15 protein-coding genes are annotated in these 16,815 nt (G+C 65.2%); 8 read left to right on the top strand and 7 right to left on the bottom strand.

The features are described from left to right. Window positions 1-22 precede the first annotated feature (22 nt). A complete protein-coding gene (gene parE / locus AEB_RS11150; RefSeq protein ID WP_119083267.1) occupies window positions 23-1,999 on the top strand; it encodes a DNA topoisomerase IV subunit B in 1,977 nt (658 codons plus the stop codon). A 27-nt stretch (window positions 2,000-2,026) separates the two neighbouring features. Next, window positions 2,027-3,316 carry a serine hydrolase gene (locus tag AEB_RS11145; RefSeq protein ID WP_119083266.1) on the top strand — a complete coding sequence of 430 codons (1,290 nt, stop codon included), beginning with the start codon at window positions 2,027-2,029 and terminating at the stop codon, window positions 3,314-3,316. Window positions 3,317-3,331: 15 nt separating this feature from the next. Here AEB_RS11145 and AEB_RS11140 read toward each other — a convergent pair whose 3' ends face one another. The 4 genes from AEB_RS11140 to AEB_RS11125 form a co-directional block, all read right to left on the bottom strand. After that, the gene (locus tag AEB_RS11140) at window positions 3,332-4,732 is read right to left on the bottom strand and encodes a methyl-accepting chemotaxis protein (RefSeq protein WP_119083265.1); all 1,401 of its coding nucleotides are present in this window, start codon (window positions 4,730-4,732) and stop codon (window positions 3,332-3,334) included. Window positions 4,733-4,812: 80 nt separating this feature from the next. Then, window positions 4,813-5,556: a glutathione S-transferase family protein gene (locus tag AEB_RS11135; RefSeq protein ID WP_119083264.1), complete on the bottom strand. Its 744-nt coding sequence runs from the start codon at window positions 5,554-5,556 to the stop codon at window positions 4,813-4,815. Window positions 5,557-5,638: 82 nt separating this feature from the next. Next, window positions 5,639-6,838 carry an exo-beta-N-acetylmuramidase NamZ family protein gene (locus tag AEB_RS11130; protein ID WP_119083263.1) on the bottom strand — a complete coding sequence of 400 codons (1,200 nt, stop codon included), beginning with the start codon at window positions 6,836-6,838 and terminating at the stop codon, window positions 5,639-5,641. After that, on the bottom strand, window positions 6,835-7,377 hold the full coding sequence (locus AEB_RS11125) for a DOMON-like domain-containing protein (RefSeq protein WP_119083262.1): 543 nt from the start codon (window positions 7,375-7,377) through the stop codon (window positions 6,835-6,837). Before AEB_RS11125 ends, AEB_RS11130 begins: the two co-directional genes overlap by 4 nt. 47 nt (window positions 7,378-7,424) lie before the next feature. On the opposite strand from AEB_RS11125, the gene tyrS reads away from it, so the two are divergent. The 6 genes from tyrS (at window position 7,425) to AEB_RS11095 (ending at window position 13,473) form a co-directional block, all read left to right on the top strand. Further along, complete coding sequence (tyrS, locus tag AEB_RS11120) at window positions 7,425-8,657, top strand: tyrosine--tRNA ligase (protein ID WP_119083261.1); 1,233 nt, start codon at window positions 7,425-7,427, stop codon at window positions 8,655-8,657. A 73-nt stretch (window positions 8,658-8,730) separates the two neighbouring features. Beyond that, complete coding sequence (locus AEB_RS11115; RefSeq protein WP_119083260.1) at window positions 8,731-9,069, top strand: PilZ domain-containing protein; 339 nt, start codon at window positions 8,731-8,733, stop codon at window positions 9,067-9,069. A gap of 69 nt (window positions 9,070-9,138) precedes the next feature. Next, window positions 9,139-10,470, top strand: a complete 1,332-nt coding sequence (locus AEB_RS11110; RefSeq protein WP_231958985.1) for an MFS transporter — start codon at window positions 9,139-9,141, stop codon at window positions 10,468-10,470. Beyond that, complete coding sequence (gene cysK / locus AEB_RS11105; protein ID WP_119083259.1) at window positions 10,467-11,384, top strand: cysteine synthase A; 918 nt, start codon at window positions 10,467-10,469, stop codon at window positions 11,382-11,384. Before AEB_RS11110 ends, cysK begins: the two co-directional genes overlap by 4 nt. Then, window positions 11,381-12,082, top strand: a complete 702-nt coding sequence (locus tag AEB_RS11100; RefSeq protein WP_119083258.1) for a dienelactone hydrolase family protein — start codon at window positions 11,381-11,383, stop codon at window positions 12,080-12,082. The genes cysK and AEB_RS11100 overlap by 4 nt, the downstream gene beginning before the upstream one ends. Before the next feature lie 5 nt (window positions 12,083-12,087). Next, a complete protein-coding gene (locus AEB_RS11095; protein ID WP_119083257.1) occupies window positions 12,088-13,473 on the top strand; it encodes an FAD-binding oxidoreductase in 1,386 nt (461 codons plus the stop codon). 3 nt (window positions 13,474-13,476) lie between these two features. On the opposite strand, the gene AEB_RS11090 is transcribed toward AEB_RS11095, so the two are convergent. The 3 genes from AEB_RS11090 to AEB_RS11080 form a co-directional block, all read right to left on the bottom strand. Next, window positions 13,477-15,249: an acyl-CoA dehydrogenase C-terminal domain-containing protein gene (locus AEB_RS11090; protein WP_119083256.1), complete on the bottom strand. Its 1,773-nt coding sequence runs from the start codon at window positions 15,247-15,249 to the stop codon at window positions 13,477-13,479. Between the two features lie 23 nt (window positions 15,250-15,272). Further along, window positions 15,273-15,656, bottom strand: coding sequence for a phosphoribosyl-AMP cyclohydrolase (gene hisI, locus AEB_RS11085; RefSeq protein WP_119084596.1), 384 nt, complete (start codon window positions 15,654-15,656; stop codon window positions 15,273-15,275). A gap of 357 nt (window positions 15,657-16,013) precedes the next feature. Beyond that, window positions 16,014-16,748, bottom strand: coding sequence for a ComF family protein (locus AEB_RS11080; protein WP_119084595.1), 735 nt, complete (start codon window positions 16,746-16,748; stop codon window positions 16,014-16,016). Window positions 16,749-16,815: the final 67 nt, after the last annotated feature.

Genomic DNA, 16,815 nt, shown 5'->3' with positions numbered 1-16,815 from the left:
CCCCAGCCCCTATAGGCCGGGAATGAGCGACGACCTGTTCGACAAGCCGCAGGCGAGCAGCGGCGATTATGATTCTTCCTCCATCGAAGTCCTTGAAGGACTTGAGCCCGTCCGTCGCCGCCCTGGCATGTATATTGGCGGAACGGACGAGCGGGCCCTGCATCACCTAGCTGCCGAAGTGCTCGACAACTCGATGGACGAGGCTGTGGCCGGCCATGCGAACCGGATCGAGGTGACGCTGGAGGAGGGCAATCGCCTCACCATCACCGACAATGGCCGGGGCATGCCGGTGGACGAGCACCCGAAGTTTCCCGGCAAGTCGGCGCTCGAAGTGATCCTCACCACCCTGCATTCCGGCGGCAAGTTCTCCGGCAAGGCCTATGCCACCAGCGGCGGCCTGCATGGCGTTGGCGTCAGCGTGGTCAACGCGCTGTCGTCCGCCACGCGCGTGGAAGTGGCGCGTAATCGGGAAGTCTTCGCGCAGGAGTTCTCCCGCGGGATGCCGCTGGCACCGCTGGCGAAGGTGGGTGACACGCCCAACCGCCGCGGGACCAGCGTCAGCTTCACGCCCGATACGGAGATATTCGGCGATCGGGCCTTCAAGCCCGCACGGCTGTTCAGGCTCGCGCGCTCCAAGGCCTATCTCTACGCCGGGGTCGAGATCCGCTGGAAATGCGCTCCTTCGCTCGCCAGCGCGGATGTGCCGGAAGAAGCTGTGTTCCAGTTCCCCGGCGGCCTTGCCGATCACCTGAAGGAACAGGTCGGCGATCGCGAATGCGTCACCAGCGACTTCTTCACCGGCAAGCAGGATTTCGCCGAGGATCAAGGCCGCGTGGAATGGGCCATCGCCTGGCCGCTGTGGTCGGATGGCGCCACCAGCTGGTACTGCAACACAGTGCCCACCCCGGATGGCGGCACGCATGAGCAAGGGCTGCGCGCCGCGCTAACCAAGGGCATTCGCGCTTTCGGCGAACTCACCGGACAGAAGAAGTCGAAGGACATCACCGCCGATGACGTGATCACCGGCGCGGAAATCATGCTGTCCGTCTTCATCCGTGATCCGCAGTTCCAGAGCCAGACGAAGGACCGGCTCACCTCGCCTGAGGCCGCGCGTCTCGTCGAAAACGCCGTGCGCGATCATTTCGATCACTTCCTGACGGACAATATGGAGCGGGGCCGAGCCCTGCTTGGTTCGGTGATGGAGCGCATGGACGACCGCCTGCGCCGCAAGGCAGAGCGGGAGGTTAAGCGCAAGACCGCGACCAATGCCAAGAAGCTGAGACTTCCCGGCAAGCTCACCGATTGCTCCGGCGAGGGTGATGGCGAGACAGAACTCTTCATCGTGGAAGGCGACAGCGCCGGCGGCAGCGCCAAGCAGGCGCGCGACCGCAAGATGCAGGCAATCCTCCCGATCCGGGGCAAGATTCTCAATGTCGCCAGCGCCAGCGCGGAGAAAATTCGCGCGAATGCGGAAATCGCGGACCTCGTCCTCGCGCTGGGTTGCGGCATTCGCAAGGATTGCGACCCGGAGCAGCTACGTTACGACCGCGTGATCATCATGACCGACGCAGATGTGGATGGCGCGCATATCGCCACCCTGTTGATGACATTCTTCTTCCAGGAAATGCCCGAGCTCGTTCGCAAGGGGCACCTGTTCCTCGCCCAGCCCCCGCTCTACCGCCTCACGGCAGGCAAGGAGAGCCGCTATGCCCGGGACGACGCGCATCGCGCCGAGTTGGAAGCAGGGCTGTTCAAGGGCAAGAAGGTGGAGGTCAGCCGCTTCAAGGGCCTGGGGGAAATGAACCCGCAGCAATTGCGCGAAACCACCATGAACCCGGAAAGCCGCAGCCTCGTGCGCGTGACGCTGCCTGCCGAGCATGAGCAGCGCTATGCGGTGAAGGAACTGGTCGACCAGCTGATGGGCCGCAATCCCGAACATCGCTTCAACTTCATCCAGAACCGAGCGAGCGAGATCGACCGCGACCTGATCGACGCCTGAGAACGCGCAGACAGGGGAGTAACCACGGTGATCCGGCTCGTACTCGCTCTTCTGCTTCTCGCCGTTCCTGCCGGCAGCCAGGCGCAAGAGATTGCCGCGGCGGAAAGCGCAGACAGGCTGGCTGGAAGAGCCGCCGACGCCGTGGCCGTGCTGCGTGGTGAACGGCCGCCAGAGGAAGTGTTTACCCCGACCTTTCTGGCCGCCGTGCCGGCCGATCGCCTGGCGGCGATGAGCCGTGACATGAACGCACAATTCGGCGCCATGACGGGCGTCGAAAGCGTCACTCCGGGGGCAAATCCCGGCAGCGCAGTGATCGTGCTGCGGTTTGAGCGCGCTTTGGCAGATGGCGAGATGCAGCTCGAGGCGAATGAGCCGCAACGCATAGCAGGACTGCTCATCACCAATTTCCGCCTCATCGCAGATACGGCGCAAAGAACTCAGGCAGACCTTGCCGCCCTGCCCGGCGAAACGGCGATCTATCTTGCTCCGCTCGATGGCGGGGAGCCTCTGCTCAGCCACAATGCAGACCAGCAGCTGGCGATCGGCTCCACCTTCAAGCTCTATGTCCTCTCATCGCTGGCTCGCTCGATCCGGGAGGGGCGACATCGATGGGACGAGGTGGTGAGGCTGGGGGAGAAAAGCTTCCCCAGCGGAGAGCTGCAGGGCTGGCCCGATGGCGCGCCTCTCACGCTGCAAACGCTCGCCACGCTGATGATCTCCATCAGCGACAACACCGCGACGGACCAGCTCATCCGGCTGCTTGGGCGCGAGGCGGTGGAAGCAGAAATAGCAGCTGCTGGCCACGCCAAGCCGCGCGGCAACACGCCCCTCCTCACCACGCGGGAAATGTTCGCACTGAAGGCCCCCAGCAGGGCAGGCCTGGCCGCTGACTTTCAGGCGGGCGACACCGCGGTACGGCGAAGCGTGCTGGAACGCCTGGCTCCGGAGGAGGTGAGCCTTGCTGAGGTGAACGCCGCACTCGCAGCCGGGCCGCGCCTTCTAGGCATCGAATGGTTTGCCTCGACGCTGGATCTGACTGCCGTGCTGCGGCGCCTACGCGATCTGGGCGATCCGGTCGTTATGGACATTCTCTCTGTGGAGCCCGCCGCCAGCCAGGCCGAGCGCGCGCGATGGGCCTATATCGGCTACAAGGGTGGCTCTGAGCCCGGCGTGCTCAACTTCACCTGGCTGCTCCGCTCGCGCACGGGCGACTGGTATGCACTGGCGATGAGCTGGAACATTCCCGAAGCTGCACTGGACCAGACGACATTCGAACTGCTCGCCCGGCGCGCAATGGCGCTTGTTCCCGGCGGCTGAACGGCCCCCGCCGGCTCAGTCGAAGCTGTAGGCCAGCTCGAGATCACCCCAGCGGCGGCCGTTGAAATGCAGCGGCAGATAAACGTTGCGTACGACCTGATATTCGCGGCCGTCCCCCTCCTGCCGGTAGACGGCCATCATGAAGGGCGCTGCGCTCTGCTTGGCCTTTCGGTCGATGGGATCGAAGATCTTGCGGCCATTGCGGCAAAAGCGCGTGTCATGTGCCAGATCGCCGGTTGGCTGCCGTGAATAGCAGGTGAGATGGGTGGGCAGGAAACCGTGCATGTCGGTGCAGGCCGATGCGAGGATGCAGGGATCGGATTCGGCCAGCCGGTCGAGTATCGGCCGCCAGTTCCGATCTGCCCAGTCCACCAGCCGCGTGCGATAGCGCGGCGGCGCCGATCCGGCGACCAGCCGATAGTCATGATCGAACAGCGCGGCTTCGCTGAGCACGCCTGAGGCCAGATCCGCTTCGGTGAGGCGCACGAGTTCTGCGGCATGGCTCTGCGCGCGCTCCACCATGACGCTATCCATCGGCGAGAGCCCGGCATGCACGATCGTGTCGAACATGGCGCTCGCCGTCATCTCCAGCTCTTCCATGCGAGCGTGGGCGCCGCGCAATTCCGCTTCGTTCTCCACCGCCACTTCGTCGCACTCGTCGAGCACGCTGCGAATGGAAACGACGTGGCGGCTGACGGTGGCATTGGCCTGCGCAATCGTTTCATTATGCGCGTCCACCTCAGCCACGAGCGCGCTCACGCCGTCGATCGTGCTGGCGATGCTGCTGACGGAGCCCTTGGCCTCGCTGCTCGCCTTGGCGCCCTCCTCGATCCGGATGATCACCTTCTCGGCTTCCGCACCGAGGGCGTCGATCGTACGGCCGATCTCGTCAGTCGCCTCGCGCGTCTTGCCGGCAAGGCTCTTCACTTCGCTCGCCACCACGGCAAAGCCACGCCCCGCCTCCCCGGCCCGCGCAGCTTCGATCGCGGCGTTGAGCGACAGGATATTGGTGGTTTCGGCGATGTTGTTGATGTCCAGCGAACACTGCCGGACCTGGTTCATCGCCGCAGCGAAGCCGGTGACATGCTGGGTGAGCGTATCCACGAGATCGAGCAACTCGCTGACCACGCCGAGGGACGAATGGATCTGCTGCGTGCCCTCGCCCAGCCGTTCCATCGCGCGATTGGAAAGCAGGCGCGATTCCTCGCAGGCATCGGCGATGTGCTTCTCGTCATTCTCGAGCGCCGCCACCGTGTCTTGCAGCGCTGCATGCTCTGCGCGCAGGCGACTGGAGGATTCGATCACCGCCTGGACAATGCCCGCCACGTCGCTGCAGCCGACTGTTACATCGCCGCAGTCGCGCGGTATCCGATCGAGCACGCTCGCATTTTCCCGCTCGACTACCGTCTGCTCCATAACTCGCTGCGCCCGCCCCTGTTTGCGGGAGATCTAGGCACACGGTGGTAAGGAAAGATTTAAGACGGAAGCCGGTCGGCTCAATCCTTCGGCGGACCGAGCCTTTCGCGAGGCACCTTTTCGAACATCTCGCGCACCTTCGGGCGCGCATTGATCTGTTCGATCCAGCGAACCAGATGCGGCGTGTCGCTGGTGTTCACCAGTTCGGCAAAGCCATTCTGCATGCCGTTGGCGATGGAGAAATTGCAGATGTCCGCCAGTGTGAACATTTCGCCAGCGAGCCATTCGTGATCGGCCAGATGGTCGTCCAGCTTGCGGACGGAGACACCGATCTTGCGCATCTCCTCGTCCAGCAGATCCTGCGGGAAGCCCTCGCGCGCGCGGCGCCACTTCAGCTGCTGCTCCGGGATCGGGATGTTCTTCAGATGCTCCTCGAACTCCGCATCGGTGAGCTTCTGCGCCATGTGGCGCACGCCGCGGTGCCAGCCGATTGTGGACACGCACCAGCAAAAATACTCATCCACCCATTTGGTCCACACCCGCATCTGTGCCCGGTCATACGGATCATCCGGCCGTAGTTTCACCTCGGTAGGGTGCGCATCTTCGAGATATTCGCAGATCACAGTGCTTTCGGTGACGACCTTGTCGCCATCCACCAGCGCCGGCACCTGGCCCCGCGGGTTGACCTTCTTGAACCAGTCGGAATGGTGCTCAAACTTCGAGGGGTCGAGCAGATGCTGTTCGTATTCCAGCCCTTTCTCGAAGAGGGTGAGCATCGGCTTCATCGAATTGGCGCCAGGGCCGAAGCTGTAGAGCTTGAGCATCGCGATCTCCCGTTGATTTTGTCTTCGCTTAGCGAGGCGCCGCGGCGGAGGGCAAGCGAAATCCCCGACCCTCCTGCTGCCTTCAGTACAGCAGCAGCGGCGCCACTTCATCGCACCATTGCGCCTCGTCCGGGGCTGCGATCGCTTCCAGATCCCCCGGCTGGGCGGCGGCATCGTCCACCCACAACCGCAGCGCCGGGCCGCCGTTGATCACGTCGATCGCAAGCCGTTCCAGCTCATACTCATAGGGGAAATCCCGCCACAGGTCGTAATCGGGATAGAGCGTGCGGATGCCCTTGAAGGCCAGCGCCTGCAGGCGCCAAGGCCGGAAAGCTGCGTGGTTGTAGAACTTGCCTTCCGCATGGACCATCAATGCACTGCACAGTTCGCACGCATGCTTGTGAAAGGTCGGCGAGAACCAGCACGGCCGGATCGCACAACCGTCAAGCCATTCCCGTGCCTGCGCCTGCATTACTGCCAGTACGGCAGCGGCATCCACATCAGGCGCACCGAAGAGCACTTCCAGCGGACGGGTCGTCCCCCTGCCTTCGCTAAGTGTGGCGCCTTCCAGCATCACCGTACCGGCATAGGCGCGCGCCATGTTAAGGCTCGCCGCGTTGGGGCTCGGGTTGATCCAGATCCGGCTCTCCGGCCAGCCAAAGCCCGGTGCCGCATCCGGCAGCCAGCCTTCCATGGTGACCACGCGGTAATCGACATCGAGCCCGAAGCGCTGCACGAACCAGTGCCCCATCTCGCCCATAGTCAGGCCGTGTCGCATGGGCATGGGGCCGGCGCCGACGAAGCTCTCCTGCCCCGGCAACAGCAGCGTGCCCTCCACCGGCCGCCCCGCGGGGTTCGGGCGATCCAGCACCCACACGGACTTGCCCTTCGCCGCCGCCTCTTCAAGCAGATAGAGCAGCGTGGTGCAGAAGGTGTAGATGCGGCAGCCGAGATCCTGCAGGTCGAACAGGAAGACGTCGGCACTGTCCATCATGGCCGCACTGGGCCGGCGCACTTCGCCGTAGAGGCTGAATAACGGGATACCGTAGCGCGGATCCACCTCGTCCGGCGTCTCCACCATATTGTCCTGCTTGTCGCCCTTGATCCCATGCTGCGGGCCGAAGGCGGCGGTGACATTGACCCCCGCCTCGATCAGCGCGTCCAGCGAATGGGTGAGATTCTCCGTAACCGAGGCCGGATGGGCAACCAGTGCCACGCGCCGGCCTTCCAGTGGCTTTCTCAGGTCCGGATCGGCCAGCAGCCGGTCAATGCCGAATTTCATGCCGCCTCCGGTGCCGCAAGCCGGCCAGTGAAGCAAGCCGCGTCATGGAAATCGGGCTTACCTGCGGGATGCGCCAGCGCCCAATAGGACTTTGTGCCCCCCTCCTCCTCGATCACCGCGCTAAACCCCATCGCGCAATCGGCAGCCGGCAGGGCAGGCAGCGGTATGGCGGCATCGAAGATGGCCATGCTTTGGCCCAGGCGCATCGTGCAGTTGGGCTCTCGCGGCGCCAGGCGTTCGCTCATGCCCTCGCGATAGGACGCGAAATCATAGGCGGCCCACCGCTCGGACGGCGACAGGTTGAATTCACAATAGGCAGAGCCGCCGTCGGGGCGGAGGAACAGCTCGAAACAGGTGGTCTGCCACAGGCCGTCAGCCCGTCCTTTCCCGCCAAATGACGGGACAACCAGCTTCTCCACCCCGTCGATACGCCAGCGAAGGCGCAGCCAATTGGCATCGGCGCCGATCACCCGCGCCTCCACGCGCCGGGCGGCCAGCGGCGGAAAGTCGGGATGCGCCGTCAGCGGATAGTTTTGCATGTGCCCCTTCGCGTGCTACGCGCCCGCGCCGAAACGAAGAGAGCGACATGAGCCAGTACCAATCCGATCTCCTCCGCCTGCTCGACGAGCGCGGCCACATTCATCAGGTCACCGATCCTGCGGGGCTGGACGCCCTTGCGGGCGGGGAGATCGTGCCCGCCTATATCGGCTTCGATGCGACGGCGCCATCGCTCCATGTCGGCAATATGGCGTCCGTCATGATGCTGCGCAGGCTGCAGCAGGCCGGGCACAAGCCCGTGGTGGTGATGGGCGGCGGCACGACGAAGGTGGGGGATCCGTCGGGCAAGGACGAAAGCCGCCGCATGCTCACGACCGAAGCGATCGAAGGCAACATCGCCTCCATTCGCACCGTCTTCGAACGCCTGCTGACCTTCGGTGACGGGCCGACAGACGCCGTGATGGTCAACAATGACGAGTGGCTGAGCGAGCTCGGCTATGTCGAGCTGCTCCGTCAGGTGGGCCCGCATTTCACCATCAATCGCATGCTCACCTTCGATTCCGTTCGTCTGAGGCTGGAGCGGGAGCAGCCGCTGACCTTCCTCGAATTCAACTACATGATCCTGCAGGCCTACGACTTCCGCGAGCTGTCGCAGCGGATCGGTTGCCGCCTTCAGATGGGCGGCAGCGACCAATGGGGCAATATCGTCAACGGGATCGAGCTTGCCCGGCGCATGGATGGAACGGAACTGTTCGGCCTGACGACCCCGCTGGTGACCACTGCCGACGGGGCAAAGATGGGCAAGACCGCTTCCGGGGCGGTGTGGCTCAACGAAGCGCAGCTGCCGAGCTATGATTTCTGGCAATATTGGCGCAACACGCACGATCAGGATGTTGGCAAGTTCCTGCGCCTGTTCACCGATCTGCCGCTGGACGAGATCGCCCGGCTGGAAGCCCTGGAAGGCGCCGACATCAACCACGCCAAGGTTGTCCTGGCGAATGCAGTCACCGCCTTGGTGCGTGGCGAGGACGCGGCTCGCGGCGCGGAAGCGACCGCTGCGCAAACCTTTGCCGGCGGCGGATTGGGCGAGGATCTGCCGGTGCTGGAAGTGACCGCCGAAGGCGTTCGGTTGGGTGCCGCCTGCGCCGCCATCGGCTTTACCGCTTCGAATGGCGAAGCCAAGCGGAAGATCGCCGAAGGGGCCGTGCGCGTGGACGATGTCGCGATCACCGATCCGGCTCACCTGATCCAGCTTGCCGCAGGCGCCGAGGCGAAAATCAGCGTGGGCAAGAAGCGCCACGGGATTTTGCGCGGCTGCTGAGTCGGTCTTTACCCTTTCTCCAGCTTTTTCTGCCATCGGAGTGGCTTCGAAGAAAAAGGAAAGGCGCTCGAACATGGCCGGCGGGGCACAGCTCTCTGTAACCGACATGCGCCGTTCCGCGCGCCACCCCGTCGATCACCTGGTGATCGCCGAGCATCGCGAGCGCGGCGATTTACGGCTGCACATCGCGAATATCTCGGCGCATGGCTTCATGACCGACCACTCGCCGAAGCTGGAACGCGGGGGGCGCGTGATGATCCGCCTGCCGGTGATCGGGCGGATCGAAGCCTATTGCATCTGGACGACCGAGGATCGCGCCGGCTTCCAGTTCGAACGCATCATCCGGCAGGACGATTTCACCGCCATCATTCGCGAGCTGCAGCCCAATCCGCGCCTGCGCAGCAAGGGCTGAGCTCCGGCCACTCCTTTGCCTGCGGAGAACAGCGGGCAAAAGCCAGGCTGAAGCCCAACCAAGTTGAGCCTGCTTGGCAGCGCCGCTGCCGCCTGCCATTGGGCGCGGGTGACCGCTACCACCGATAGTCCCACGTCGCCGCTGCAGATTGCCGATTACCGGCGCTTCTGGCTCGCGCGTTTTCTCGCTGTTTTCGCCACCCTCTCGATGGTGGTGCTGGTCGGCTACCAGACTTACGACGTCGCCCGCGCAGATTACGGCATGGGCACGCGCGACGCCGCATTCATGCTGGGGCTGCTGGGCTTCGCACAGTTCCTGCCGATCCTTCTGCTCACGCCCGTGGCCGGCGTGGTGGCCGACCGGTTTGACCGGCGGCGGGTGGTGCTGTGCGCCAATGTCGTCGATTGCTGCATCGCGCTTGCGTTGGCGGTTTCGACGCATCTCGACGCACTCACGCTGCCGTTGCTCTTCACCCTGGCCGCCAGCCATGGCGCGGCGCGCGTGTTCAACGGCCCTGCCCTCTCGGCCATCGCGCCCAATATCGTGCCCCCCGCGCTGCTGCCTCGCGCGATCGCGCTCAGTTCCATCGCCTGGCAGGTGGGCACGGTAATCGGACCCGCGGCCGGCGGGCTGTTGTTCGGCCACAGCAATTCGCTGCCCTACTATCTCTCCGCCGGTCTGCTGCTGGTTTCGGGCATGCTGATCTCCACGGTTCGTCCAATGCGCGCCAAGCACGAGGGGCCACCGGCGCATCCTCTGCGCCAGATCACCGACGGGTTCCGCTTCGTCGCCGGAGAGCGGTTCCTGCTGGGCTGCATCACGCTGGACCTGTTTGCCGTGCTGCTCGGCGGCGCGACCGCGATGCTGCCCGTGTTTGCGCGCGACATCCTGCACGTGGGGCCAGAGGGCCTCGGCTTCATGCGTGGGGCTCCGGCGGTTGGTGCGGCACTGGTCGCCGCCCGGCTGTCATTCCGCCCGTTCGAGAGCAACGTCGGCGTAAAGATGCTTTGGGCGGTGGTGGCCTTCGGCATCGCCACGATCGGCTTTGCACTATCCCGCAATTTCGCGCTTTCACTGCTGCTGCTGGCGGCGCTCGGCGCCGCGGACATGATTTCCGTGTATATTCGCAGTTCGCTGGTCCAGCTCAACACACCCGACGACAAGCGCGGCCGCGTGTCCGCCATATCGGGCCTCGCCATCTCCGCCAGCAACGAGCTGGGCGAATTGCAGTCGGGCCTCGCCGCCGGCCTGCTCGGCGCCACCGGGGCGGTTGTGTTCGGCGGAGTCGGTGCGATAGTGATCACTGCGCTGTGGGCATGGATCTTCCCGGAACTTCGCCGGGCGCGGACCTTTAGCCCCAAATATCTCCCAGAGGATTCCGGAGAGGAGCAAAAAGCATGAAGGCCGACAATGTTCTCGCGACCATCGGCAACACGCCGCACATCCGCCTGGCGCGCCTGTTCCCCGATCACGAGGTGTGGGTGAAGAGCGAACGCGCCAATCCGGGTGGCTCGATCAAGGACCGCATCGCGCTGGCCATGGTGGAGGATGCGGAGAAGAACGGCACGCTCCAGCCCGGCGGCACGATTATCGAGCCGACGAGCGGCAACACCGGCATCGGCCTCGCCATGGTGGCCGCCGTGAAGGGCTACAAGCTCGTCCTCGTCATGCCCGAGAGCATGAGCGTGGAGCGTCGCAGGCTGATGCTCGCCTATGGCGCGAGCTTTGACCTCACGCCCAAGGAAAAGGGCATGAAGGGCGCGCTGGAGCGCGCGCGCGAAATGGTGGAAAAGACGCCGGGATCGTGGATGCCGCAGCAGTTCGACAATCCGGCCAATCCCGCGATCCACGCGGCCACCACGGCGCAAGAAATCCTGGCCGATTTCGCCGATGCCCCGCCCGCGGTGCTGATCACCGGCGTGGGGACCGGCGGCCATCTGACCGGCTGCGCGGAAGAGCTGAAGAAGAGCTGGCCGGAGCTGAAGGCCTATGCCGTCGAGCCCGAGCTTTCGCCCGTCATCAGCGGCGGCCAGCCCGGACCGCACCCGATCCAGGGCATTGGCGCCGGCTTCATCCCGGAAAACCTCCACACCAAGGCGATCGACGGAGCCATCAAGGTCGACGCGGAAGACGCCAAGGAGATGGCCCGGCTTTGCGCAAGCAAGGAGGGCCTCTTGGTTGGCATTTCCAGCGGCGCCACCCTCGCCGCGATCAAGGCCAAGGCTGGCGAGCTTGCCCCGGGCACGCGGATCCTGGGCTTCAACTACGATACGGGAGAGCGTTATCTCTCGGTGCCGGAATTCCTGCCCCAATGAGCGATCTTGAACCCCTCGCCTACGGCGACGGCGAAACGCGGCTGACGGGCCATGTGGCACGGCCCACGGGCACGCCGCGCGCGGCGGTGCTGGTATTCCCGACCATCATGAATCCCACCCGCTTCGTGCTGGCGAAGGCACGCGCGCTGGCCGATGCCGGCTATCTGGCGCTGGTGGCGGACTTCTACGGCGAGCAGCCCGAAAGCATGGATGCCGCGCGCAGCTGCGCCATGGCAATCCGCGACACGCCGGAGACTTATCGCCGCCGGCTGCGTGCGGCCGTCCGCGCCCTTGCCACCATGGAGAGTGCCGAAGGGCTGCCGATCGGTGCGATCGGCTTCTGCATGGGCGGGCAGGCGGCGCTGGAACTGGCCCGCGACGGCGCGCCGCTTTTCGCCGCCGTTAGCTTTCACGGCATATTGAGCACAGATGAACCGGCCCGGCCGGGCGACCTGCGCACGCGCATCCTGATCTGCCACGGCGACGCCGATCCGCTCGTGCCGCGAGCTCAGGTGCTGGCGTTCTGGGAAGAGATGGATGCTGCGAGCGGAAACTGGCACTTCCACGCCTACAGCGGGGTGAAGCACGGCTTTTGCAACCCCGATGCAAATCCCAACCCCGCCACCGCCTATGACCCCAGCGCTGATCGCCAGAGCTGGGCAGCCATGCTGGAACTGTTCGACGAGGTGCTCGCTTAACGCGGATGACATCATCCGCCGAATTCGCCCGCCTTGCCATTGAAACCCTCTGCCCCACCGGGGCCAAAGTCACCATCAGCGGCAACCCGGAATATGGCGAGGTGCGCGACGCGCTGAGCTGGAACAAGCGCCTCGCCGATTCTCGTGCGCCAGCGCTGATCGTGCGCGTAAGCCGGGCCGAACAAGTGGCGGAGGCCCTGCGCTTCGCCCGCGCTCAGGGGATCCGCGTGTCTCCCCGAGGCGGCGGGCACAATTACGAGGCGCGCGCGCTGCGCGACGATTGCCTCCTGCTCGATTTGGGCGGCTTCGATGAAATAGCCATCGATGCCGGCGCCCGCTCCGCCTGGGTCGGCGCGGGCGTTCAGGGTGGGCGGCTGATCGAGGAACTAGCCCAGTATGGGCTGGGCTTCCCCATCGGCCACTGTTCCGACGTATCCCTGAGCGGATATCTGCTCAGCGGCGGCTTCGGGTGGAATTCCGGCAGCTGGGGCCCGGCCTGCGCGAGTGTGAGCGAGGTGGAACTGGTGCTGCCAAGCGGCGCCGTCCTTCAGGCCAGTGAGACGGTTCACCCGGAGCTGTTCTGGGCAGCGCGCGGTGGCGGAGCAGGGCTCTGCGCCGTGGCCACACGCTATCGGCTGAAACTTCACCCCCTCCCCCAGGCCGCCGCGACCTGGAGCGGACGCTTCGCCGCCGCGGACGCGCCCCTGATGGCAGACTGGCTCGACCGTGCGGTCCGTGGAGCCCACTCCTCCTCGGAGATCGCCTGCCTGGTGGGGCCGGATATTCATACCGGCGAGCCGGCCATTGCAATCCGCGCCGTGGGAATGGCGCAGGAGAGCGGAGAGGCCTGGCGCCGCATCGGCTCCTTCGACAGCCCCCTGCCCCCTGCGCGGCAGATTGGAGCGCCGGAATGGGAGGTGACCGACTTCGCCGATCTGACCAAGCTCTCCTCCATGCCGACCGGCAAGCGCGTGGCGGCAGACCATATCTGGAGCGAGTCATCGCTTGGAGAGATGCTCCTCGCCGTGCACCATCTTGCGGGGATTCCCGGCAAGTCCTCTACCATCAATCTGTTCGGCTTTGGCGGCGGCGAGTGCGTGCCCAACTTTGCCTTCGGGCGCGATGGTGCCCTTTCGGTTGGCGGCGGCAATGAAGCGGGTATCTACGCCATGTGGGACGATCCGATAGACGATCCCTTGCACCTAGACTGGGTGCGCGCCGCGAATGTCTCGCTCGCCCCTCATCGAGACGGCCGCTATGTGGGGGAAGCCAGCCTTGCTGCGGACAACGGAAGAGTGGCGGAATGCTTCACATCGGAAGCTCTGCGCCGCCTCACCCGTCTGCGCCGGGAACACGATCCCGACAGCCTGCTGTTCGGCTTCGAGAGCTGAGTATCAGGCCCGCTGCAACAGCTCTGCCGGGATAGCCATCAGCGCCTCGGCGCCGGCTTCCACCTCGCGGCGCAGCGACGCACAGCGCGGCAGGCTGCGCCCCGCATAATGCCGCGCCGTGGCAAGCTTGGCCGCGTTGAAGGGGTCTTCTGCCTCCTCCTCTGCCACGGCGGCAATGCGCGCCCACATCCAGCCAATCGCGAGCGTGCCGATCACCTGCAGGAACGGATAGGAGCCGGCGCCCAGCGTGTTCGGATCGTCGCCCGCATGGTCGATCAGCCAGCGGGCGGCGGCGCGCGCCTCCGACAGTGCCTCGCGCAGGGGCGTGGCGATGAACGCCGGAGCGGTGGAGCAATCCGCCTCCACGAGCGAGAAGAACACCTCCGCCATCGCTCCGCCGTCGCGCGCCAGCTTGCGCCCGGCGAGGTCGAGGGCCTGCACGCCATTGGCGCCTTCGTACATGCGCGCCACACGCGCATCCCGCACGATCTGCTCCATGCCCCATTCGGCGATATACCCATGCCCGCCGAAGATCTGCTGCATGTCCACGGCCGTTTCGAAGCCGCGATCGGTGCCGAAAGCCTTGATAACCGGGGTGAGGAAACCGACTAGCTCATCCGCTCGCCGGCGCTCTTCCGCATCCTCCGAGGCATGAGACAGGTCGATCTGCAGCGCAGTCCACAGCACCAGCGCGCGAAATCCCTCGGTAAAGGCACGGGCATCCATCAGCATGCGCCGCACATCGGGATGCACCACCAACGGATCGGCCGCGGCGGTAGGATCGGGCCGTTCGCCTGCCGCCTTCCCCTGCCGCCGCTCCAGCGCGTATGTGACCGCCCCCTGATAGGCACGCTCCGCCTGAGCCAGCCCTTGGTTGCCGCAGGACAGGCGCGCCGCGTTCATCATGATGAACATGGCCGCCAAGCCTTCGCCTTCTGCGCCAACCATCCAGCCCTTCGCGCGGTCGAAATTCATTACGCAGGTGGCGCTGCCGCGAATACCCATCTTGTGCTCGATCGCACCGCAGGTCGCGGCATTGCGCTCGCCGGGCTCCCCTTCCGCATCGGGAATGAACTTCGGCACGACGAACAGGGATATGCCGCGCGAGCCCGCCGCCGCCTGCGGGGTGCGGGCCAGCACCAGATGCACAATGTTGGCAGTGAGATCATGCTCGCCCCCCGAACAGAAGATCTTCTCTCCGCTGATTGCGAAGCTGCCATCCTCCAGCGGCTCGGCCCGGGTGCGCAGCAGCCCAAGATCCGTGCCGCAATGCGCCTCGGTCAGGGCCATCGTCCCAAGCCACTCGCCCGAAACGAGGCGCGGCAGATAGATGTCCTTCAGCTCCTCGCTGCCCTTGGCCAGCAGCGCCGAAACGGCGCCGTGTGTGAGCCCCGGATACATGTAGAGCGCATGGCAGGCGGAGTTGGCGAATTCCTCCACCACGGTCGCAAGCACATGCGGCATGCCCTGCCCGCCATATTGCTCCGGCAGGGCCAGCGTGCCCCAGCCCGATTCGCAATATCGCTGATAGGCGGAAGCGAAACCCTCGGGCGTAGTGACGCTGCCGTCCGGATGGCGCTTGCAGCCTTGCATGTCGCCCACCGGGTTGAGTGGCGCGAAGACTTCGGCACAGAACCGGCCAGCCTCTTCCACGATCGTATCGATCAAATCCTCGTCCACCATGGCGAAGGCCGGCGTGTTGGCGAGCGAAGGAATGCGGAGCAGCGTCTTCAGAACGAAACGCACATCGCGAGCAGGAGGATTGTAATCAGGCATAACAATATGCCGATTAGCGCCGCTCAGTTCTCAAGGCGAGTCAGCTTTTCACCGTCCAATGCCCGGTAGAAGCAACTGCGCGCGCCCGTGTGGCATGCAGGCCCGGCAGGATGGACTTTCAGCACCAATGCATCCTGGTCGCAGTCCACGAGTATCGTCTCTACGCTCAGCGTATGGCCGGAGGTCTCGCCTTTCAGCCAAAGGCGCCCGCGACTGCGCGAGTGGAAGTGGGCGAGCCCGGTTTCGCGCGTCTTCGCCAGAGCTTCGCGATCCATAAAGGCGACCATCAGGATCTCGCCGGTTCCGACATCCTGGGCTATGGCGGTTATCAGGCCTGTCTCGCCAAACTTCGGGAGAAAATTCTCCCCCTGTTCCCGCAGCGCGACATCGTCACTGTGTCCCGAGATTGCTCGTTTCCTTTGCTCTTGTGGCGGTGATCTGTCCGCGACGTGATCGTTTGTTGCACGATAACCACAGACTGCCCGCAAAATCCATGATGCGCTGCGAAGGCTCTTTGTATCCGAGCCTTTCAGTGGGATTAACAGGTTCTGCGGCCGTGACGGGCCGCGCTTCAAGACCGGTAGCGCCGGAAATGCGCCAAGGTATTGGGGGGTATCGATACCTGTCCGGGAAGGACGGATCGAAACATGAGGGTTTGGGCCACCACATCCGCGTGGGGGGTGATGTGTTGCTGGCCCAGCGATTTTCGTCACGCGAACGCCCGGGGGCTTGCTCCCGGGCGTTTTGCTTTGTCTGCTCCACGCTCACAGCGCCTCGTCCAGAACGCGGGCGAAGCAGGCCACCAGCACTTTCTCCGCCCCGGCGCGCTTCAAAGCGCTGACACAGGCAGCGGAGGTGGCACCGCTGGTCATCACATCGTCCACCAGAATCACCTTCGAGCCCTGCAGGCGAGCGGCGCCGCCGGGCCGGACGATGATCGCGCCGGAAAGCGCCCGCGCGCGGGCCTTGCGGCCGAGGCCACCGAGAGATGGCGTAGCCTTCGTCCGCAGCAGCCCGTCCACGAGCACGCGCTGGCCGCGGATGCGCGCGATCTCGCGGGCCAGCAGAGCGGACTGGTTGTAGCCACGCTGCCACAGCCGCCAGCGATGAAGCGGCACAGGCACCACCAGCCATTCGCCCTCCAGAATCGGGAGGCGCGCGGCGATGAGCCGGGCGAGCATCGCGGCCATCCCGATCCGGCGGCCGTGCTTAAAGCCGAGCACGAGGCGACGCGACGCATCGTTGTAGAGTGTAGCGGCGGCGATGCCGTCGTGCCGCGGCGGGCTGGCGAGGCATGGAGCGCAGATTGCCCCCTCCCCCAGCGAATCGCTCGCGAAGGGGCGCTGGCATCGGGCGCAGGCGGGTTCGCCCGGGATTGCCAGCTCACCCCAGCACAGGGCGCAAAGCCCATCCTGCGCGGCAATGCCGGCACCGCAAGCCGGGCAGCGTGGCGGGTAGAGGAGATCGATCAGCGGGGCGAAGGATTGCCGTGTCAGCACGGCCGGTTCCTGCCCTGCACCGCGACCGGCTGCAAGCTGCCTTGCATGGGCCGCTTCGGCGCGGCAG

The sequence above is a fragment of the Altererythrobacter sp. B11 genome (genome assembly GCF_003569745.1).
In the GTDB taxonomy this organism is placed as follows: Bacteria; Pseudomonadota; Alphaproteobacteria; order Sphingomonadales; family Sphingomonadaceae; genus Croceibacterium_C.
This window is presented reverse-complemented; position numbering and strand designations above follow the sequence as displayed.